This is a genomic window from Micromonospora sp. NPDC048909 (assembly GCF_040649635.1).
GTDB lineage: Bacteria > Actinomycetota > Actinomycetes > Mycobacteriales > Micromonosporaceae > Micromonospora.
Genome location: NZ_JBEZFU010000001.1, coordinates 662,830 through 682,282, shown reverse-complemented (window position 1 = coordinate 682,282; position 19,453 = coordinate 662,830). Strand labels below are relative to the sequence as shown.

The 19,453-nt window shown below is 72.4% G+C and carries 19 protein-coding genes; 11 read left to right on the top strand and 8 right to left on the bottom strand.

Features of this window, described 5'->3' with window-relative positions:
• Nucleotides 1–75: 75 nt before the first annotated feature.
• Nucleotides 76–831 (bottom strand): TIGR03089 family protein, encoded by a 756-nt coding sequence (locus tag AB0C04_RS03285; protein ID WP_357047485.1) that lies wholly within the window; start codon nt 829–831, stop codon nt 76–78.
• A gap of 208 nt (nt 832–1,039) precedes the next feature.
• Between AB0C04_RS03285 and AB0C04_RS03280 the strand changes: the two genes are divergently transcribed.
• Both AB0C04_RS03280 and AB0C04_RS03275 read left to right on the top strand, forming a co-directional pair.
• Nucleotides 1,040–2,083: a hypothetical protein gene (locus AB0C04_RS03280; protein WP_357047482.1), complete on the top strand. Its 1,044-nt coding sequence runs from the start codon at nt 1,040–1,042 to the stop codon at nt 2,081–2,083.
• A 54-nt stretch (nt 2,084–2,137) separates the two neighbouring features.
• Nucleotides 2,138–4,444, top strand: a complete 2,307-nt coding sequence (locus AB0C04_RS03275; RefSeq protein ID WP_357047479.1) for an esterase-like activity of phytase family protein — start codon at nt 2,138–2,140, stop codon at nt 4,442–4,444.
• An 87-nt stretch (nt 4,445–4,531) separates the two neighbouring features.
• On the opposite strand, the gene AB0C04_RS03270 is transcribed toward AB0C04_RS03275, so the two are convergent.
• From AB0C04_RS03270 to ligD (AB0C04_RS03260), 3 genes are all read right to left on the bottom strand, one after another.
• The gene (locus AB0C04_RS03270; RefSeq protein WP_357047476.1) at nt 4,532–5,398 is read right to left on the bottom strand and encodes a GNAT family N-acetyltransferase; all 867 of its coding nucleotides are present in this window, start codon (nt 5,396–5,398) and stop codon (nt 4,532–4,534) included.
• A gap of 477 nt (nt 5,399–5,875) precedes the next feature.
• Nucleotides 5,876–6,790, bottom strand: coding sequence for a non-homologous end-joining DNA ligase (gene ligD, locus AB0C04_RS03265; RefSeq protein WP_357047472.1), 915 nt, complete (start codon nt 6,788–6,790; stop codon nt 5,876–5,878).
• On the bottom strand, nt 6,780–7,721 hold the full coding sequence (gene ligD / locus AB0C04_RS03260; RefSeq protein WP_357047469.1) for a non-homologous end-joining DNA ligase: 942 nt from the start codon (nt 7,719–7,721) through the stop codon (nt 6,780–6,782). Before ligD (AB0C04_RS03260) ends, ligD (AB0C04_RS03265) begins: the two co-directional genes overlap by 11 nt.
• 85 nt (nt 7,722–7,806) lie before the next feature.
• Here ligD (AB0C04_RS03260) and AB0C04_RS03255 point away from each other — a divergent pair, with 85 nt between their 5' ends.
• Nucleotides 7,807–8,826, top strand: a complete 1,020-nt coding sequence (locus tag AB0C04_RS03255; protein WP_357047466.1) for a Ku protein — start codon at nt 7,807–7,809, stop codon at nt 8,824–8,826.
• 4 nt (nt 8,827–8,830) lie between these two features.
• Here the strand turns inward: AB0C04_RS03255 and AB0C04_RS03250 are convergent, their stop codons facing one another.
• Nucleotides 8,831–9,223, bottom strand: coding sequence for a PPOX class F420-dependent oxidoreductase (locus AB0C04_RS03250; protein ID WP_350867924.1), 393 nt, complete (start codon nt 9,221–9,223; stop codon nt 8,831–8,833).
• Nucleotides 9,224–9,342: 119 nt separating this feature from the next.
• Here AB0C04_RS03250 and AB0C04_RS03245 point away from each other — a divergent pair, with 119 nt between their 5' ends.
• From AB0C04_RS03245 to AB0C04_RS03215, 7 genes are all read left to right on the top strand, one after another.
• The gene (locus AB0C04_RS03245; protein WP_357047460.1) at nt 9,343–9,732 is read left to right on the top strand and encodes a MerR family transcriptional regulator; all 390 of its coding nucleotides are present in this window, start codon (nt 9,343–9,345) and stop codon (nt 9,730–9,732) included.
• Entirely contained in the window at nt 9,705–10,049 is a 345-nt protein-coding gene (locus tag AB0C04_RS03240) for a thioredoxin domain-containing protein (RefSeq protein ID WP_357047457.1), read from the top strand. Before AB0C04_RS03245 ends, AB0C04_RS03240 begins: the two co-directional genes overlap by 28 nt.
• A gap of 109 nt (nt 10,050–10,158) precedes the next feature.
• Nucleotides 10,159–10,797 carry a DUF4241 domain-containing protein gene (locus AB0C04_RS03235; RefSeq protein ID WP_357047454.1) on the top strand — a complete coding sequence of 213 codons (639 nt, stop codon included), beginning with the start codon at nt 10,159–10,161 and terminating at the stop codon, nt 10,795–10,797.
• Between the two features lie 136 nt (nt 10,798–10,933).
• Entirely contained in the window at nt 10,934–11,590 is a 657-nt protein-coding gene (locus AB0C04_RS03230) for an FKBP-type peptidyl-prolyl cis-trans isomerase (RefSeq protein WP_357047451.1), read from the top strand.
• Nucleotides 11,591–11,774: 184 nt separating this feature from the next.
• Nucleotides 11,775–12,599, top strand: a complete 825-nt coding sequence (locus tag AB0C04_RS03225; protein ID WP_357049090.1) for a hypothetical protein — start codon at nt 11,775–11,777, stop codon at nt 12,597–12,599.
• Between the two features lie 102 nt (nt 12,600–12,701).
• On the top strand, nt 12,702–13,355 hold the full coding sequence (locus AB0C04_RS03220; protein WP_357047447.1) for an HAD family phosphatase: 654 nt from the start codon (nt 12,702–12,704) through the stop codon (nt 13,353–13,355).
• Between the two features lie 153 nt (nt 13,356–13,508).
• A complete protein-coding gene (locus tag AB0C04_RS03215) occupies nt 13,509–14,522 on the top strand; it encodes an NADPH:quinone reductase (RefSeq protein ID WP_357047445.1) in 1,014 nt (337 codons plus the stop codon).
• Nucleotides 14,523–14,702: 180 nt separating this feature from the next.
• On the opposite strand, the gene AB0C04_RS03210 is transcribed toward AB0C04_RS03215, so the two are convergent.
• Complete coding sequence (locus tag AB0C04_RS03210; RefSeq protein WP_357049087.1) at nt 14,703–16,337, bottom strand: fatty acid--CoA ligase; 1,635 nt, start codon at nt 16,335–16,337, stop codon at nt 14,703–14,705.
• A gap of 98 nt (nt 16,338–16,435) precedes the next feature.
• On the opposite strand from AB0C04_RS03210, the gene AB0C04_RS03205 reads away from it, so the two are divergent.
• Nucleotides 16,436–16,927: an NUDIX domain-containing protein gene (locus AB0C04_RS03205; RefSeq protein ID WP_350867935.1), complete on the top strand. Its 492-nt coding sequence runs from the start codon at nt 16,436–16,438 to the stop codon at nt 16,925–16,927.
• Between the two features lie 120 nt (nt 16,928–17,047).
• Here the strand turns inward: AB0C04_RS03205 and AB0C04_RS03200 are convergent, their stop codons facing one another.
• On the bottom strand, nt 17,048–18,724 hold the full coding sequence (locus AB0C04_RS03200; RefSeq protein ID WP_357047441.1) for an MDR family MFS transporter: 1,677 nt from the start codon (nt 18,722–18,724) through the stop codon (nt 17,048–17,050).
• A gap of 140 nt (nt 18,725–18,864) precedes the next feature.
• Nucleotides 18,865–19,407 carry a type 1 glutamine amidotransferase domain-containing protein gene (locus AB0C04_RS03195; RefSeq protein ID WP_357047438.1) on the bottom strand — a complete coding sequence of 181 codons (543 nt, stop codon included), beginning with the start codon at nt 19,405–19,407 and terminating at the stop codon, nt 18,865–18,867.
• Nucleotides 19,408–19,453: the final 46 nt, after the last annotated feature.

Here is a 19,453-nt window from a genome sequence, read left to right as displayed (position 1 = left end):
CCTTCGTACGTGTTCTCCGTCGGTGTGCGCTGCGCGCCGATCACCTGGCGCGCTGCGCCGCGGGACGGGCGCGGCTCAGAGGACCCGGGTGACCTGCTCGGCGGCGACCCGCGCGTCCCGCTTCGCCGGGTCGAGGTTGGCACAGAGCACCACGGATGCCCCGGCGGACAGCGGCGCGAGCAGCCACTTCAGCGGCTGCTCGTGCTCGGCCGCGTCGACCAGGAGCCGGTCCCCGGCGCACAGGTCCCACATCTGGGCCATCTCGCGGGCGATCGCGCCCCAGTCGCCGTAGGTGGTGCCGTCCGGGCTGGCCGGGTCGGTCGGGCGGATGGCGGCGTGGTCGGGTGCCACGTCGGGGTGCCGCAGCACCTCGCGGGACCAGTCGAGCCAGCCGACCGGCACGTCGGCCAGCGGGTCGGGGCCGGTGCCGACGAGGTAGCGGTGCGTCCCGTCGGGCACGTCCTCCAGCCAGTCGTCGAGCCGTTCCTGAGTCACGAAGACCGCGTCGTACGGCAGGTCGCCGCCGGGTTCGAGGACCGGCAGGCCCGCGGTGGCGCGAGGCCGGAACGACACCGCCAGGCCGACCGCCCAGGCGCCCAACAACACCGCAGCGGTACGCCAGTGCGGCGGTAGCAGCACCGCCACCCGGCTGCCCGGGGTCAGCCCGCAGCCGTCCCGCAGCAGGCCCGCGGTGCGCGCCGCCCAGCCGCCGAGCTGCGTCGCGGTCAGGTCGACCCGATCGCCGGTGGCGTCGTCCAGGTAGGTGAGCAGCGGAGAATCGGCGTCGCGCGGTGCGTCGGCCGTGACGGTGACGTGTGTGCTGGCGGTCATCGGAGGCCCTCCTGCCGGTCGGGACCACCCTAACCGCCGGTCCGCCGGCCACGGCGACCCGCGCTGTTGGGCGGTCGGTGCGGTGCGGGCCGATGCGGTCGCGTGCCGGTCGACTTTGGTCGCGTGGGGCGTCGGCCGATGGCCGTATCGGCGGGCCGGGCGGCTCGGGCACCGTGCCGGGTGACCCCGAGTGCCCCGAGGAGCCTCGATGACCACCCTTCCCCGCACCGCCGCCGCACCTGCGGACCGGCCGTCACTGCCCCGGCGGCTCGCGCCGGTGCTGGCCCTGCTGGTGCTCGCCCCGTGGGCCGCCGAGTGTTCGTGGGGCGGCTTCACCCTCGACGACTTTCTCCCGGTGGTGGTCTTCCTCGGCCCGATGTACGGCGGGGCGGCAATCCTGATCCGGGAGACCGCCCGGCACCTCGGCGGCGGCTGGCCGGTGATCGTGCTGCTCGCCGCCGCGTTCGGCGTGGTCCAGGCCGGCCTGGTCGACCAGTCGCTGTTCAACCCCGACTACCTGGACGACACGGAGTACGCCGACACCCAGGCCGCCGCCGCGGCGACGCTGGTGCCCGGGCTCGGGTTCAGCGTCCGGCAGGCGTTCGACTACGTGGGCAACCACATCATGCTGACCATCTGCGCGCCGATCGCGATCGTCGAGTCGTACCTCGGGGCGGGCCGCCGGCTGCGGCCGTGGCTGGGCCGGCCGGGCCTGGTGGTGGTCGTGCTGCTCTGGCTGGCCGGCAGCCTGCTGATCTTCTCCGACGAGAGTGGCCGGAAGGGCTTCCTGGCCAGCCCGCTTCAACTGGCCTTCGCCGCCACAGTGATCCTCATCCTCGTCGGCGCGGCCCTGCTGCCCCGCTGGCGATCGCCGGCACCGCCACGCACCGTCCGGGCGCCGCGCCCGATCCTGGTGGCGCTGCTGGTGCTGATCGCCCACTTCGGCACCGCCCTGGCGCCCGGGTGGGTCGGGGTGGGCATCGCGCTGGCGGTCGCGGCCGTCGTCGGGGGCCTGATCGTGCGCTGGTCCGGGCGCGCCGGCTGGGGGCAGCGGCACGTGCTCGCCGCCGGCTCGGCCAGCGTGATCTCCGCCGCCGCTTTCGCCTACCTCGTGCCGCCGTACGCCGCGGCGTCTCCGGCGGCGGCGTTGACCGGCGACATCGCGGTCAGTGTGGTCACGTTCGCCCTGATCGGGGGTGCCTGGTGGCGGCTGCGGCGCGCTTCGCCGACTGTTCACGTCCCCGCAAGCTGATGCTCCCCCTCGGGTGTCAGCCTCCGTCCGGGCATGACCTTACGGAGGAAGTCCTTGACATTCAGAAGAGCATTTACGGCGCTCACTGCGGCCAGTGTCGCAGCCGCCAGCCTGACCGGTGCCACCTCGGCGTCGGCGGGCGGGCACCACCCGGGCAAGCCGCTCGCCTTCGACCGGGTCGCCACCTACCCGGTCTTCGAGAACCGGCCGGCCGGCGAGGACCCGGCGACCCCGACGGTCGCCGAGATCTCGGCGGTCAGCGAGGACGGCCGCACCCTGATCCACACGGACGCGCTGGCCCGCCGGATCGGCTTCCTCGACATCTCCCGGGCCGACCGGCCGCGCGGCCTCGGCACCCTCTCCCTGGCCCAGCTCGGCAACGCCGAGGACGAGCCCACGTCGGTGGCCGTGGTCGGCAGGTACGTGCTGGTGGTGGTGAACACCAGCAGCAGCTACACCGAGCCGTCCGGCCGCCTCGACGTGATCGAGCTGGCCACCCGCAAGCGGGTCAGGAGCTTCGACCTCGGCGGTCAGCCCGACTCGATCGCGATCAGCAGGAACAAGCGGTACGCCGCGATCGCGATCGAGAACGAGCGCGACGAGGAGGCCACCCCGCCCGGCGGTGAGGAGGGCGACCTGCCCCAGCTCCCGGCGGGCTTCGTGCAGATCGTCGACCTGACCGGCACGTCGCCGGCCGGCTGGCGGCTGCGGCCGGTTCCACTGACGGGCGCCAACGGTCAGGCGCTGCCCGCCCTGGTCCAGGCCGGCCTCGCCGCGCCGACCGACCCGGAGCCGGAGTACGTCTCGATCAACAGCCGGGACGAGCTGGCGGTGACCCTCCAGGAGAACAACGGCGTCGCCCTGATCGACCTGCCCACCGGCCGGCTCACGAAGGTGTTCAGCGCCGGCACCGCCACGATCAGCGGGATCGACACCAAGAAGGACGGGGTCATCGACCTCACCGGGTCGATCACCGACGTGCCGCGCGAGCCGGACGCGGTCTCCTGGATCGACGACCGCTACCTGGCGACGGCGAACGAGGGCGACTGGCGGGGCGGCACCCGCGGCTGGTCCGTCTTCGACAGCCGTACCGGGCGGGTCGCCTGGGACGCCGGCAACAGCTTCGAGCGGCTCGCCGTCACCTACGGCCTGCACAACGAGGATCGGGCCGGCAAGAAGGGCACCGAGCCGGAGGGCGTCGCCGTCGCCGAGTACGACGGCGTGCGGTACGCGTTCGTCGGCTCGGAGCGGAGCAACTTCGTCGCCGTCTACGACCTGAGCCGCCCGACCGCGCCGGTGTTCAAGCAGGTGCTGCCCACCACGAACGGGCCGGAGGGGCTGCTGCCCATCCCGTCGCGCGGCCTGCTCGCGGTCTCCAGCGAGGAGGACGACGCCTCGGTCAACGTCCGCGCCTCGGTCTCGCTCTTCCAACTGGGCAAGGGCACTCCCGCCTTCCCGAGCATCGTCTCCGGCACCGACCGGGCCGGCACGCCGATCGGCTGGGGGGCGCTCGGCGCGCTGACCGCGGCGCCCGGCAAGCGCGACCAGCTCTACAGCGTCACCGACGCGGCGTACAGCCAGACCCGGATCCTCACCATCGACGCGAAGCGGACCCCGGCCGTGATCACCGGCGCGCTGCCGGTGAAGGACGCGACCGGCGCGCCGGTCGGGTACGACGCCGAGGGCATCTTCGCCCGCCCGCAGGGCGGCTTCTGGCTCGCCGTGGAGGGCGCCACGGGCGCGGAGAACAAGCTGGTCCGTCTCGACGCCGCCGGGGTCACCCGGCAGACCGTCGCACTGCCCACCGAGGTCGCCGCCGGCCTGGCCAAGCAGGGCCTGGAGGGGGTCACCGCGACCACCGACCGGCAGGGCCGGGAGATTGTCTGGGTGGCTGTGCAGCGGGAGCTGAGCACCGACCCGGCCGGCGTGGTCCGGCTGGGCCGGTACGACGTCACGGCCGGCACCTGGAGCTGGTTCGGTTACCAGCTGGGCAGCACCACCGTGCCGGGTGACTGGATGGGGCTGTCCGAGATCACCGTGGTCGGCGACCGCCTCGCGGTCATCGAGCGGGACAAGCTGAACGGCCCGGCCGCCACGGTGAAGCGGATCTACACCGTGCCGCTGCCCGGCGGGGCCGCGGCGCCCGGCCCGCTGCGCGTGCTGCCGAAGACGCTCGCGGTCGACGTGCTGCCCGCGCTGCGCGCCACCAACGGGTGGACGCAGGAGAAGCTCGAGGGCTTGACCGTGGCCGGCAACGGCGAGGTGTACGCGATCACCGACAACGACGCGGTCCAGGACGCCACCGGCGAGACGGTCCTGCTGCGGCTCGGGTCCAGCCGGAAGGTCTTCGGGCGCGGCTGACCCGTATGGCGGCCCCGACAGCGGTCGGCCGGGGTCGCCCCCGGGCCCGGCGTCCACCACGGGTGGGCGCCGGGCCTTCGCCGCGCGTCAGGGGTGGCGTAGCAGGTAGCGGGCGCGCCGGCCGGCGTCGGCGAAGCCCAGCCGGCGGTAGAGGGCGGCAGCCGGGTTGTCGTCATTGACGCAGAGCCAGGCCTCGCCGGCCCCGTCGCCCGCCAGCGAGCGCAACGCCCGCGCCACCAGGTAAGCCCCGACCCGCCGCTTCCGCCACTCCGGAACGACGCCCACCTGGTCGATCCAGGTGCCGATGACGTTGACGAAGCCGACCGGGCGCCCGTCCGGCCCCCGGGCCAGCAGGGAGAGGTCCGGCCGGTACTCGTCGTCCTCGCGCAGCTCGCCCAGCCACTCCTCGGCCTCGGGAGCGCGGAAGCCGGGCCGGTCGGCGAAGGACGCCTGGTAGGTCGCGAACAGCTCTGGGCCGGCTGCCCAGGTCACCGGCTCGGCACGTAGGCCCTCAGGTGCCGCCACGTCCGGGAGGGTCCCGAGGTCGTGCCGCTGCACCCACTCGACGAAGGTCCGGTCGAAGCCGCGCGCTGCGAACAGAGCCTCTGCGCCCGAGCTCCACGTCTCGGTGGTCACCAGCAGTTCCTCGCTTCCGGCCTGCTCGCCCGCCCAGCTCAGCAGCCGGCCGCCGAGGCCCCGCCCGCGCCAAGCCGGGTGCACGAGGCCGGTCATCGAGACCGGGCGCCGGTCGGTGCCCACACCGACGGCCGCCACGAGCTCGCCGTCATGCCAGGCGCCGAGGGTACGGGCCTGGAGCAGCCGCGCCCGCAGCAGCGGCGACTGGACGAACAGTGGCAGTCCCCCGTCGGCAGCGAGACAGGCCTGGGCCAGCCCGGTCAGGGCCGGCAGGTGCTCTTCGCCGTACGGCTGCCAGGTGAGAGTCGTCGGGTCCACCGTCGTCCTTCGTCCTCCGCGCCGCGGCCCCGCCGGCCGCGCTCCGGTGAGTCAGTAGGCGCGAGCCCGGACACCGCCGTCAACCGGATTCGGGTCGGGCCCAGCCGTACGAGGCCGGCGGACGCCGACGACCTGGCCGCGCCCCCGGCCAGGACGATCGGGGCGAAATGGACGCGCGGAGCCCCGGTCGCCGGTCACGCAGCGCGACCTAGCCGGGCCGCCGACCGACCCACCCCGGACCCTTTGCTCTGCTTCAGCGGAGGCAACAGTAACGGCGAGTTACAGACGGCGACGGTTGGCCTGGGGTAGCCGATCCGCGGATTAGCAGCTCAGCGCGGTGTTGCCCCTGCTGAAGCAGAGCAAAGGATGCGAGGGGGAAGGGTGGGAGGCCGCCACCCCGACCACGATCCGTAGCCACACGTTGCGTCACCTGAGCGCTCCGCTCTGACTGGGCGGGCACGGTGCGGAGAACGGAATTCAGGGGGCTGGCAGCTCCGGGCCGCCGTCGAGCACCGGGGCGAGCAGGTCGCCGGACTTCTCCACCCGCTTGAGCACCTCGGTGGCGGTGTACGGCTTCGTCGCCGGACGCTTGCCCGCCGCGCCAGCCTCCACCTCGTCCCAGGTCAGCGGCGTCGACACCGTCGGCGCCGCCTGGGCCCGCAGCGAGTAGGGCGCCACCGTGGTCTTCGCCGCGTTGTTCTGGCTCCAGTCAATGAAGATCTTGCCGGGGCGCAGGTTCTTCGCCATCTTCGACACGATCAGCTTCGGGTGCGCCCGCTCCAGCTCCTGGGCGATCCGGCGGGCGTAGGCGGAGACGTCGTCGGCGGACTGGGTGCCGGCGACCGGGCAGCAGAGCTGCATCCCCTTCTTGCCGGAGGTCTTCGGGTAGCTGTCGATGCCGTCGTCGGCGAGCCGGTCACGCATCAGCACCGCGACCGCGCAGCATTCCTTCAGCCCGGCGGGCGCCCCCGGATCCAGGTCGACCACCATCATGTCCGGGTGCTCGCCGACCTTCCACTGCGGCGTGTGCAGCTCCAACGCGGCGAGGTTCGCCAACCAGACCAGGGTGGGCAGCTCGTCACAGACCACGTAGTCGATGGTCTCCCGCCCCTTGCTCGACCCCGGCGCGGGCAGCGTCTCGGTCCGGACCCAGTCCGGGGTCGCCGCCGGCTTGTTCTTCTCGAAGAACGAATTGCCGTCCACCCCGTTGGGGAAGCGGATCCGGGTCAGCGCCCGGTCCTGCAGGTGCGGCAGGAGCACGGGCGAGATCCGGGTGTAGTAGTCGATCACCTCACCCTTGGTGAACCCTGCGCCCGGATAGAGCACCTTGTCCAGGTTGGACAGTTCCAGCGAACGCCCCTCCACGTCCACCCGCAACCGGTCAGCCGGCATCATCAACCTCCTCGGGCGGTTTGTCCGGTCGCAGCCGGAGCACCCGGGGGAACCGTAACCGCCCGTCCGGGGTGCGCTGGCCGTACTTCACCTCCACCACGACCCGGGGAGTTACCCAGATCGCGCCCCGGGCATCCTCGCGGGGCACGTCGCCCGCGAACGGCGAGCCGGGGGCGCGCAGCGGCTCCAGCTCGGCGAGGAGTTGCCGCTCGATGGCCGCGCCGATCCCACCACCGACCCGGCCACGGTAGGTGAGCCGCCCGTCCGGGCGGGGCACCCCGACGAGCAGCCCGCCGATCCGGCGCGCGCCCGGCCGCCAGCCGCCGACCACGAAGTCGCCGGTCACCTCCAGCTTGACCTTCACCCAGTCCGGCGAGCGGACCCCGGGCCGGTAGACCGATCCGACCCGCTTGGCCATCACTCCCTCCAGGCCGTGCTCCCCGGCGGCCTGGTAGGTGGCCGGACCGTCGGGAAAGACCGGCGGGACCGCCCACCGCGCGCCACCCAGCGCCAGGCCGTCGAGGGTCTCCCGGCGGCGTTCGTACGGCCAGCCGGTCAGGTCCTCGCCGTCGAGCCGGAGCAGGTCGAAGATCATGTAGGTGACCGGCATGACGGCTGCCAGCCGGGCCGCCTTGTTCCGGTCCCGCACGTGCATCCGCTCGGCCAGGGCGGTGAACGAGGGCTGCCCGGTCTCGCCGAGCAGCACCACCTCGCCGTCGAGCAGCGCGTCGCCGACCTGGTCACGTAGGGACGCCAGTTCCGGGTACGCGGCGGTGATCTCCACGCCGGAGCGGGCGTAGAGGTGCTGCCCACCGCCGGAGATGTCGGCGAGCGCGCGGACCCCGTCCCACTTGAACTCGTAGGCCCAGCCGGCGCCCGCCGGGAGCTGCCCGGTCATCGCGAGCATCGGCTTGAGCGGCGCGCCGGGCACCCAATGACTGTAGTTCGCGGCGGAAGTCCTCGCGCCCGCTTCGATCGTTTGCGATCCTGGTCATTACGCGGGGAGAGGAGCCAGCATGCGCGCCATCTGGAAGGGAGCGGTCTCGTTCGGGCTGGTCTCGATCGCGGTCAAGCTCTACTCCGCCACGGAGGAGAAGGACATCCGGTTCCACCAGGTGCACCGGGAGGACGGTGGACGGATCCGCTACAAGCGCACCTGCTCCGTCTGTGGCGAAGAGGTCACCTACGACGACATCGCCAAGGGCTACGACATCGGCGGCGGCGAGATGGTGATCCTCACCGACGAGGACTTCGCCGAGCTGCCGCTGACCACCTCGCACGCGATCGACGTGCTGGAGTTCGTCCCGGCCGAGCAGGTCGACCCGATCCTCTACAACAAGGCCTACTTCCTCGAGCCGGACGGCGCGGCGACCAAGCCGTACGTGCTGCTGCGGGACGCGCTGACCGACTCGGAGCGGGTGGCCATCGTCAAGGTGGCGCTGCGCCAGCGGGAACAGCTGGCCACCCTGCGGGTCCGCGAGGGCGTGCTGCTGCTCAACACCATGCTCTGGCCCGACGAGGTGCGTACCCCCGACTTCGGCTTCCTCGACGAGGACCTCAAGGTCCGGCCGCCGGAGCTGGCGATGGCCAGTTCGCTGATCGACTCGATGGCCGGCGACTTCGAGCCGGACGCCTTCACCGACGACTACCGGGCCGCGTTGCAGGAGGTCATCGACGCCAAGGTCGAGGGCCGCGAGGTGGTCCAGCCGGAGGAGGTCGAGGAGGCCCCGGCGGCGGCGGTGGACCTGATGGCCGCGCTGAAGGCGTCCGTGGAGCGGGCCCGGGCGGCGCGCGGCGAGGAGCCGGCCCGCGGTGGCGGCGCCGAGCCGACCCCGATCTCGTCGGCCCGCTCCGCACAGAAGGCCGCCGCGCAGAAGAAGGCGGCGAAGGCGCCGGCCAAGAAGACCGCCGAGAAGAAGGCCGCACCGAAGAAGGCGGCGGCGAAGAAGAGCGCCGCGAAGAAGACCACCGAGGCCGAGAAGAAGGCCGCGCCCAAGAAGACGGCGGCGAAGAAGACGGCCCGCAAGACCGCCTGACTGCTCAGCCCCGGCCGAGCTTCTCGGTCAGGGTGACCTGGACGATCACCCGCTCGTCGCCCTCCCGGCGGAACGGGTAGGTGTCCTCGCCGAGGTACTTCTTCGCCATCCGGTCGATGTGCGCGTCGGCGTCGCCGGGCACCAGCTCGGCGGTGCCCTTCACCCAGAGCGTGCGGAAGTCGTCGGCCTTGTCGACCACGGAGATCGCGACCTCCGGGTTGCGGCGGATGTTCTCGTACTTCACCCGTCCCTTGACCGTGTTGAACAGGATGTGCTCGCCGTCGGTGTCCACCCAGACGGGCGTGACGTGCGGGCTGCCGTCCGCCTCGATGGTCGCCACGTGCGCGAGCTGGGGCTCGGCCAGCAGGGCCAGGTCGTCGTCGGTGAGGATCGCCATGGCCGAAATCTACCGGCGGGGCGACCGGCTCACCGGCGTCCCGGCCCAACTCGGGGTTTGCCTTGACGCCGACGGCAAGGTCTAGCGTCGGACGCGACGCCGGCGGCGAGGGAGGTCCGATGCTCATCGGTGAACTGGCGGAACGCGCCGGCACCAGCACCCGGGCGTTGCGCTACTACGAGACGCACGGGCTGGTCCGCCCGGCCCGCTCGGCGAACGGTTACCGGGTCTACGACGAGGCGGAGCTGCACGTCGTACGCGAGATCCGGGCGCTGCTCGCGGTCGGATTCGGGCTGGACGACATCCGCCCGTTCGTCGCCTGCCTGCGCGCCGGCAACACCTCCGGGCACGTCTGCCCGGATTCCGTGGCGGTGCTGCGCCGCAAACTCGCCGAGGTCGACGCCGGTATCGACCGGCTGCACACGGTCCGGCAGGAGCTGCGGGACCAGCTCGCCCATGCCATCGCCGAACGGGAGAGAACATGCCTGAGGTTGCGCAACACGCCCTGATCACGGTGACCGACGAGACCTTCGCCAGCACGGTGCTCGGCGCCGACCGGCCCGTGGTGCTCGACGTCTGGGCGCAGTGGTGCCCGCCCTGCCACGCCATCTCCCGCAGCCTCGCCGAGCTGGCCGGGGAGTTCGCCGGGCGGCTGAGCATCGCCACCCTCAACTCGGACGAGAACCCGCAGACCACTCGCCGTTACCAGGTCATGTCGCTGCCCACCCTGCTGATCTTCCGACACGGTGAACTGGTCGGCTCGATCGTCGGGTCCCGGCCGAAGAACCACCTGCGCGCGGCGCTGGAGCGGCACCTGGAGGCGTGAGGACCCGGGGGCGCCCGGCCCGTGGCGTGCCGACTGTCCGGTTCCGGCCGCGGGCCGGTCGTCCCCTCCGGGTACGCTCCGCCGGCCATCCGCCACCGGAGGAGACCCGATGCCGTACACCCCTGACCTGGACCGGTTGCTGACGCCCGGTGCCCGCTTCGCCGACGAGCACGGCGCGTACGTGGTCGAGGCGTACCCGGTGGGCGACATCGTCCTGCCGACCGGCCGGGTGGTGGGCTGCGATCCGCTGGTCTGCCCGGAGGCCGAACCGTTCACCGTCACGGTCGCTCCCGGCAGCTACCCGGCCCGGGCCTGGGTGGCCGCGGTGCTCCGCGACGACGCCGAGGTGGACCGGCGGGTGGCCGCGCTGGAGCTGGTGGTGTCGGACGAGCCGACGGTCCGCTGGGAGCTGGCGCTGGTCGGCGACCAGGACTCCTCGACCCTCGGCGCGGACGACTACTTCGGCTACGGGGTGGACGCCGGCACCGGCACGCTCGCCGACCCGGCGGCGCTGAGCGTGCTGGAAGGCTGGGAGTACGACCAGGTCGAGGAGGTCTTCATCCCGGATGAGCTGCCGACGGCGCCGGTGCCGGGGTTGATCACGGCAGTGCTGGACGAGGCGACCGGCGCGAACGTCGTCACGGTCAGCTCCGGTTGGGGCGACGGCTGCTACGGCACCTGGATCGGCCGGTCCGCCGACGGCAGGGTCACCTCGTTCGTGACCGACTTCATGGTGGTGCCGGGATAGGCGGGGCCACCGCGACGCGCCCAGTGATCAACACTGGTCCGGGGAGGGCACGGTTGACGTCCGGGCGGGTACCGTGTGCGTCGACTTTCCCCCCGGCCCCGGGCCGGCCACACCTTCGCAGCAGGGAGTCGACGCCGTGAGCGAGCGTACGCAGAACCGGACCAAGTCGGAGCGGCGGCTGGCCGCCCAGTTGGCCGCGCAGAAGGCGGCCGAGGCGAAGCGCCGCCGGCAGGCGTGGCTGGGCGGGCTCGCCGGCCTGGCCGTGGTGGCGGTGCTGGTCACCGTCTTCGTGATCGTCGGCCAGGGGGGCGACGACGACGCCGCGCCGCAGGCCGACGCGTCCCCGTCGGCGACCGCTCCGGCTGGCGACGCCGCCGCGTCGCCCGGCGCGCCGCCCGCCCCGCAGCTGCCCGAGGGCGCCGACCCGGCGCTGGGCACCAAGCCGACGGTCACCGCCGGCAAGGGCGAGTTGACGAAGCTGACCGTCACCCCGCTGATCAAGGGCACCGGCCCGGCGGTGAAGGCCGGCCAGACGATCACCACGAACTACGTCGGCGTCTTCTACAAGGACGCCAAGGAGTTCGACGCGTCCTGGAACACCGGCCAGCCGGCCAGCTTCCCGATCGGTGTCGGGCAGGTCATCAAGGGCTGGGACCAGGGCCTGGTCGGGGTCACGGTGGGCAGCCGGGTGCAGCTCGACATCCCGGCCGAGCTGGCGTACGGCAACGACGCTTCGGGCGGCCGGCCGGCCGGTCCGCTGCGCTTCGTGGTGGACGTGCTGGCCGCGCAGTAGGTCGAGCCGCCCCGGTTGGTCAACTTCCCGCGATGCGGTTGACCACAGAGGGCTTCCAACCCGTCACACACACCCAGTAGGTTCGTGGTCACCCTGGACGGCCCCACCGTCCAGGGTGTACCCGGATGCGGACCCGGAGGTGCACGTGACGGCGTTGGACGAACCTGGGCGCACCGCCCGACTGATGTGGACGCACTACGAGCCGGTGCACGCGGTCACCTACTTCCACCCCCGGGCCCGGTCCGCCTATGAGGCGGTCGGGCTGCGCGGCTACTGGCGGGGCTACTTCGCCGGCCGGGCCGCTCCGCTCGGCCCGACCGAGGCCGCCCCCGTGATCGCCGCCTTCTTCACCTTCGCCCCGCCGATGGTGACCCGGGCGTTGCCGGCCGTGTGGCGGCTGGCCACCCCGCAGGAGGCACTGCGGGCCCGGCTCACCGGCGCGGTGCAGGCGCTGGCCGAGTTCACCTACGAACTGCCCGAGGAGCACCTCACCGAGGCGGCCGACCTGCTGGAGGCGGCGGCCGGCGCGGCGGACAACTCCGGCCGGGTGCTCGGCGCCGCCAACGCCGCGCTGCCCGCCGGCGAATACCCGCTGGCCCGGCTCTGGCAGGCCGCCACGACGCTGCGCGAGCACCGGGGCGACGGGCACATCGCCGCCCTCGTCGCCGCCGACCTCGACCCGGTGGAGGCGCTGGCCTGGCGGGTCGCGCTCGACATCCCCGCCCAGCACCTGCTCGGCCGGGGCTGGAGCGAGGAGCAGTGGGCCGCCGCGCGCGACCGGCTGCGCTCCCGGGGCTGGCTCACCCGCGACGGCGAGCCCACCGAACGCGGGCGGGCCGGCTTCCAGGCGGTCGAGGACGCCACCGACGCCGCGGCCGCCCGACCGTGGCAGGCGCTCGGCGCGGACCGCGCCGACCGGCTGCGCGAGCTGCTCGAACCGGTCGCCCGGCGCTGCCACTCGGTGATCCCGGCGCAGAGCCCGATCGGCCTACCCGCACTGCCGGCCTGAGCCCGCCGCGTCCCGCGCGGGCCGCCACCGCCGCATCGCACCCGGTTGCGTCAGCGGCCCGCCCGGCTGACCGACAGCCGGCCGTCGGGCAGGATGGGGCATGTGGCGGATGCGGTGGTCTTCGACCTGGACGGCGTGATCGTGGACTCCGAGCCGGTCTGGGAGGAGGTCCGGCGGGCGTACGTGGCGACCCACGGGGGCACCTGGCAGCCGGACAGCCAGCGCCGGCTGATGGGGATGAGCACCGGCGAGTGGGCCCGGTACCTAAGCGACGAGCTGGGCGTGTCGCGTACCGCCGAGCGGGTGGCGGTCGAGGTGGTCGACGAGATGACCCGGCGTTACGCGGCGCACGTACCGCTGATCGACGACGCCGACCGGGTGGTGCGCCGGCTGGCCGCGCGGTGGCCGCTGGGGCTGGCCAGCTCCTCGCCCACCCGGTTGATCGCGGCCACGCTGACCGCCACCGGGCTGACCGACGCGTTCGGCGCGACGCTCTCCACCGAGGAGACCGAGCGCGGCAAGCCGGCGCCGGATGTCTACCTCGCCGTGGCGCGGCGGATGAAGGTCGATCCGGCCCGTTGCGTCGCCGTGGAGGACTCCTCAAACGGGGTGCGTTCGGCGGCCGCCGCCGGCATGCGGGTGGTGGCGGTGCCGCACGGCTCGTACCCGCTGGATCCGGACGCGGTGGCGCTCGCCGCGGTGACCCTCGGCTCGATCGACGAGCTGACCCCGGAGACCGTCGACCGGCTCGGCTGACCCGGGCCGTCCCCGCTGTCACCTGCCGTCCGCCCGTCGCCCGGTTGTCCGGTTTACGGAGCCGCGAAGATCGGCATGAGCCCGATGCGGTCGGGTACCGCAGCCGACGACGCCCTTCCGGCCCCGGGATGCGTCGGGAGTGAGGAGACCGCGATGAAGGCGATCGTGTACGAGCGCAACGGCGACCCGTCGGTGCTCCAGTTGGTCGACCGGCCGGTGCCGGAGCCCGGGCCGGGCGAGGTCCTGGTCCGGATGGCCGTCTCCGGGGTGAACCCGACGGACTGGAAGGGCCGGCAGCAGTCCCCGTTGCCGGCCGGCTGGCAGATTCCCGGTCAGGACGGCGCCGGGGTGATCGAGGCGGTCGGCGAGGGCGTCGAGCAGGAGCTGACCGGCGAGCGGGTCTGGCTCTGGGAGGCGGCCTGGCAGCGCCCGTGGGGCACCACCGCCGAGTACACCGTGGTCCCGGTCCGGCACACGGTGCGCCTCGGCGACGCCTCGTTCGACCTGGGCGCCTGCCTCGGCATCCCGTTTCTCACCGCGCACCGTTGCCTGACCGCCGGCGAGTACATGCCGGACGCGCTTCGCGCCGGTGCGCTGACCGATCACACGGTGCTGGTCCAGGGCGGGGCCGGCGCGGTCGGTAACGCGGCGATCCAGCTCGCCCGATGGGCCGACGCGACCGTGATCGCCACGGTGAGCAGCGCCGAGAAGGCGCAGCTGGCGGCGGCGGCCGGCGCCTCTTTCGTGATCAACTATCGGGAGCAGGACGTGGTCGAGGAGGTCCGCAAGATCTCCCCCGACGGGGTGCACACGATCGTCGAGGTCGCCCCGGCGAAGAACGCGACCACCGACGTGCAGGTGCTGCGTCACGGCGGCGCGGTCTGCGTCTACGCCAACGAGGGCGGAACCGAGGTGACCCTGCCCGTCCGCGATCTGATGAGGCCGAACGCCCGTTGGCAGTTCGTGATGGTCTACACCGTGCCGAAGGCGGCCAAGGCGCAGGCGGTCGTCGACGTGGCCGCGGCCGCCGCCCAGGCTGGCATCCGGGTCGGCGAGGACGCCGGGCTGCCGCTGCACCACCACCCGCTCTCCGCGGCTGCCGCCGCGCACCAGGCCGTGGAGAACGCCGTGGTCGGGAAGGTGCTGATCAGCACCAGCGACCAGTGACCCGGACGAGAATATTTCGCGTCATCGGGACGTAGGCGAACAACTCTCGCAATAATGGCATTGCGGGTAACGCCGCATGGAACGGGCGGCCCCGGCGCGGTGCGAACGCCGGGGCCGCCCCTGGGGAGGAACGTCTTCAGGAGTGCTCCTACCCAACAGGCGACAGCCCGCAGGAAAACGTTACGGCGCGGTCAGCTCCCGGACGGTCAGTTCCCCCTCGGCGTACCGCGAACGGACGACCTTCTTGTCGAACTTGCCGACGCTGGTCTTCGGCACCGCGTCGATGAAGGCCCAGCGCTCGGGCAGCTGCCAGCGGGCCACCGAGGCGGAGAGGAAGTCCCGTAGCTCCTCGGCGCTGACCGTCGCACCCTCGCGGACCACCACGGTGGCCAGCGGCCGCTCGTCCCACCGCTCGTCCGGCACCCCCACCACGCAGGCTTCCAGCACGGCCGGGTGCGCCATCAGCGCGTTCTCCAGCTCCACCGAGGAGATCCACTCACCGCCGGACTTGATCACATCCTTCGCCCGGTCGGTCAGCGTGATGTAGCCGTCCGCCGAGAGGGTGCCCACGTCGCCGGTACGCAGCCAGCCGTCGCGGAACTTCTCCTCCTCGGGCGTCTCGTCGCCGACGTACCGCGCGGTCACCCACGGGCCGCGGACCTCCAGCTCCCCCACGGACACGCCGTCGGCGGGCAGCGGCTCCGCCGACGGCCCGACGATCCGCGCCTCGACCCCGGCCGGCACCCGGCCCTGGGTGTAGCGGTAGCGCCAGGCCTCGTCACCGGTCGCGCCGGCCGGCGGCCGGGAGACCGAGCCGAGCGGGGACATCTCCGTCATCCCCCAGGCGTGGATGACCTGGATGTCGTGCCGCTCGGCGAACGCGTGCATCAGCGACGGCGGGCAGGCGGAGCCGCCGACGATGACCTCCTTGAGCGACGAGGTGTCCACCTCGTGGCTGTCCAGGTAGGCCAGCAGATCGGTCCAGATGGTCGGCACCGCGCCGGCCAGGGTGGGCCGCTCCGCGGCGATCATCTCGGCGATCGGCGCGGCCTGGAGGAACCGGTCCGGCATGATCAGCGAAGCGCCGGAGAGGAAGGCCGCGAACGGCAGCCCCCAGGACATCGCGTGGAACATCGGCACGATGGCCAGCTCCCGGTCGGTCGGCCCGAGGCCGAAGCCCTCCGGCATGCAGACCTGCAGCGAGTGCAGGTAGATCGACCGGTGCGAGTAGGCAACGCCCTTCGGGTTGCCCGTGGTCCCGGAGGTGTAGCAGAGCGCGGCGGCGTCGCGCTCGTCCACCTCGGGCCAGTCGTAGGTTTCGGGGCGGTCGGCGAGCAGCGCGTCCCAGTGGTGCACGGTGATCCGGTCGCCGGCCGCCTCGACCAGCGTGGCCGGGTCGCCGCCGCCGACCACGACCACGTGACGCACCGTGGTCATCTGGCCGATCACCCGGGCCAGCAGCGGGATCAGCGTGGTGTCGACCAGCACCACCCGGTCCTCGGCGTGGTTGGCGATGTAGGCGACCTGGTCGGGAAAGAGCCGCAGGTTGAGGGTGTGCAGCACGGCGCCCATGCTCGGCACCGCGAAGTAGGCGACCAGATGCTCGTTGTTGTTCCACATGAAGGTGGCGACCCGCTCGTCGCCGGTCACGCCGCACTCGGCGCGCAATCCGTGGGCGAGCCGGGCGGCGTCCCGGCCGACTTCGGCGTACGTCATCCGGCGGGGTTCGGCGCCGGTCCACGTGACCACCTCGGCGGTGCCGTGCACGGTGGCGCCGTGTTCGAGGATCCGGGCGACCTGGAGGGGGGCGTCCATCATCGTGCTACGCATGGGTCACAAGCTAGTGTCGCCGGTCACATGTTGGGAACCCCGGAAATCCGCCCGGTCCCGGCCGCGGCTCGTAAATTGTCCGGGTGAGCATCTCCTGGGCCGACTCGTACGTGGGGCAGCTGCGCGCGCTCGCCGGAGACCGGACGCTGATGTTCGTCGGGGCCCGGGCGGTGGTGCGGGACAACGCCGGTCGGGTGCTGCTGATCCGGCGCTCGGACAACGGCCAGTGGGCGATGCCGGCCGGCGCGATGGAGCTGGGTGAGTCGATCGCCGACTGCGCCGTACGCGAGGTCCGCGAGGAGACCGGCCTGCGGGCGCTGCGGGTGTGCGCGTTCGCCCTCTACACCGGCCCGGACCGCACCCACACCAACATGTACGGCCACACCTACCAGATCTTCACCACCGCGTTCCGGGTCGAGGAGTGGGACGGCACGCTGGCCCGGGTGACCGACGAGACCACCGACGCGGCCTTCTTCCACCGCGAGCAGTTCCCGGCCCCGCTGTCGGCCTCCGTCCACGAGACCCTCGCCGACCTGGACGTCTTCGAACAGACCAACCGCCTCATCCTCAAGTAACCCCCGGGTGCCCGCTCCACCCGACCTCCCGGTGATCAAGAGCTTTGCGTCAGGCCGGTACCGGATCCTGACGCAAAGCTCTTGATCACCAGGCCGACACAGCCTGGGCCGACACCCGGGTCAGATCATGGTTTGGGACTTGGCCTCCATGTCGGCGATGGCCTCGTCCTTCGACTCCTTGGTGAGCGGCTTGCCACCGGGGGCGGGGGCCTTGCCGCCGAGCGGGTCGGCGCCGCCGGTGGCGCCCTCCGGGCCGGTGCCGCGCAGCTGAGCGTTCGGCATGGCGAGGGTGACCAGCACGGCCAGGATGGCGATCAGCCCCGCGGTCAGGAAGACCAGGTGCAACCCCTCGACGAAGGAGCTCTGGATCGCTGCCCGGACCGGCCCGGGCAGCGCCATGATGGTCGCCGGGTCGTTGATCGAGATGTTCGCGCCGCCACTCGCCCGTACCGCGGCCTGCTGGTCCGGCGGCAGCTGGGCGATCGCGCCGGGCAGCCGGTCGGCCAGCGCGCCGTTGAGCCGCGAGGAGAGCACGGTGCCGAGGATCGCCACCCCGAACGAGCCACCCAGTGACCGGAAGAAGGTCGCCGAGGAGGTGCCGGCACCCAGGTCACGTACGGCGACGGCGTTCTGCACCGCGAGGATCAGCGACTGCATGCAGAGGCCCAGCCCGACGCCGATCACCACCATGTAGGCGAACGCCTCCCAGAGCGACGTGTCCACGTGCAACCGGGTGAAGAGCAGCATGCCGGCGAGCAGCACCACCGAACCGGCCACCGGGAACCACTTGTACCGCCCGATCCGGCTCATCGCCCGACCGGTGAGGATCGAGGTGAAGATGATGCCGGCCATCATCGGCAGCATCAGCAGACCGCTCTTGGTCGGCGAGGCCCCCTTGACGATCTGGAGGTAGAGCGGGATGAAGATGATCGACCCGAACATCACCAGACCGAGCACGAAGCCACCGCTGTTGGCCAGTGCGAAGGTACGGCTGCGGAACAGCCGCAGCGGCAGGATCGGCTCGGCGACCCGCGACTCCTGGAGCAGGAAGAGCACGCCGAGCACCGCACCGGCGGCGAAGAGCCCGATGATCACGCCGGAGCCCCAGGCGTACTCGTTGCCGCCCCAGCTCAGCGCCAGCAGCAGGGAGCTCACCCCGGCGACCAGCAGCCCTGCGCCGACCCAGTCGACGGCGTGGTCGCGGCGCTCGAACGGGATCAGCCGCATCACGTGGTAGCAGACCACGATGGCCAGGATGGCCAACGGCACGTTGATGTAGAAGATCCACCGCCAGTTGGTCTCCGCGAAGTACCCGCCGACCAGCGGACCGGCCACCGACGAGATGCCGAAGACCGCGCCGAACAGGCCCTGGTAGCGGCCCCGTTCCCGGGGTGAGACCACGTCCGAGATGATGGTGAACGCGAGCGTCATCAGACCACCGGCGCCCAGACCCTGGATGCCCCGGGTGAGGATCAGCTGGGTCATGTTCTGCGACAGCCCGGCCAGCAACGAACCGACCAGGAACGCGCCGATCGAGAAGAGGAAGACCGGTCGGCGCCCGTACAGGTCGGCCATCTTGCCGTACAGCGGGGTCGACGCGGTCGACGCGAGCAGGTAGGCGGTCACCACCCACGAGTAGTGGTTGATCCCACCCAGCTCGCCGACGATGGTCGGCAGGGCGGTACCGACGATGGTCTGGTCGAGGGCGGCCAGCAGCATGCCGGTCATCAGGCCGATCATGAGCAGCCGGATCTGCTGGCGATTCAGCACCGGCGCGGCGGAGGCTTCGGTGGTCATCTCGCCTTCTTTCCCGACCCGCGCGGAACATGCGCCGAGACCGGGAAAAACCCTCCCACCCCGAGCGGGGCCGATCATGGAGTTGGCGGCGCGCCGCCGTGTCGAGCGGCCAACTCCATGATCGACCGGGGGATCCAGGGTCAGGCGGCGAAGGTTTCGGTGATCTTCTGGCAGAAGGCGGGCAGGTCGTCGGGTTTGCGGCTGCTGGTCAGGTTGCCGTCGGTGACGCACTCCTCGTCCACCCAGGTCGCGCCGGCGTTGACGAGGTCGGTGCGCAGGGTGGGCCAGGAGGTGATCCGCCGACCTCGCACCACGTCGGCCTCGATCAGCGTCCACGGCCCGTGGCAGATCACACCGACCGGCTTTCCCGCGTCGAAGAACGCCCGGACGAATCGGACCGCGTCCGGATCGCCGCGCAGGAAGTCGGGGTTCGCCACCCCGCCGGGCAGCACCAGGGCGTCGTAGCCACCGGCGTCCGCGTCGGCCACCGTCACATCCACGTCGTACGGCTTGGCCGGGTCGAGATGGTTGAAGGACCGGATCGAGCCGGGCTTCAGCGAGATCAGCTCCACCGAGGCGCCGGCCTTCTCCACCGCCTCGCGCGGCTGGACGTACTCGACCTCCTCCACGCCGTCGGCGGCGAGGAAGGCGATCCGCTTGCCGCTCAGGGTCGTCGCTGCCATCTTGCTGCTCCTCTCTCCCGGGGTATGTCCGAATTCCTTCCCGGGC

Coding starts and splice junctions, on each gene's coding strand:
- AB0C04_RS03255 (WP_357047466.1), top strand. CDS start 7,807: ATGCGCGCCATCTGGAAGGGAGCGGTCTCGTTCGGGCTGGTCTCGATC.
- AB0C04_RS03245 (WP_357047460.1), top strand. CDS start 9,343: ATGCTCATCGGTGAACTGGCGGAACGCGCCGGCACCAGCACCCGGGCG.
- AB0C04_RS03280 (WP_357047482.1), top strand. CDS start 1,040: ATGACCACCCTTCCCCGCACCGCCGCCGCACCTGCGGACCGGCCGTCA.
- ligD (WP_357047472.1), bottom strand. CDS start 6,790: ATGCCGGCTGACCGGTTGCGGGTGGACGTGGAGGGGCGTTCGCTGGAA.
- AB0C04_RS03240 (WP_357047457.1), top strand. CDS start 9,705: ATGCCTGAGGTTGCGCAACACGCCCTGATCACGGTGACCGACGAGACC.
- AB0C04_RS03200 (WP_357047441.1), bottom strand. CDS start 18,724: ATGACCACCGAAGCCTCCGCCGCGCCGGTGCTGAATCGCCAGCAGATC.
- AB0C04_RS03210 (WP_357049087.1), bottom strand. CDS start 16,337: ATGGACGCCCCCCTCCAGGTCGCCCGGATCCTCGAACACGGCGCCACC.
- AB0C04_RS03195 (WP_357047438.1), bottom strand. CDS start 19,407: ATGGCAGCGACGACCCTGAGCGGCAAGCGGATCGCCTTCCTCGCCGCC.
- AB0C04_RS03215 (WP_357047445.1), top strand. CDS start 13,509: ATGAAGGCGATCGTGTACGAGCGCAACGGCGACCCGTCGGTGCTCCAG.
- AB0C04_RS03225 (WP_357049090.1), top strand. CDS start 11,775: ATGTGGACGCACTACGAGCCGGTGCACGCGGTCACCTACTTCCACCCC.
- AB0C04_RS03285 (WP_357047485.1), bottom strand. CDS start 831: ATGACCGCCAGCACACACGTCACCGTCACGGCCGACGCACCGCGCGAC.
- AB0C04_RS03250 (WP_350867924.1), bottom strand. CDS start 9,223: ATGGCGATCCTCACCGACGACGACCTGGCCCTGCTGGCCGAGCCCCAG.
- AB0C04_RS03235 (WP_357047454.1), top strand. CDS start 10,159: ATGCCGTACACCCCTGACCTGGACCGGTTGCTGACGCCCGGTGCCCGC.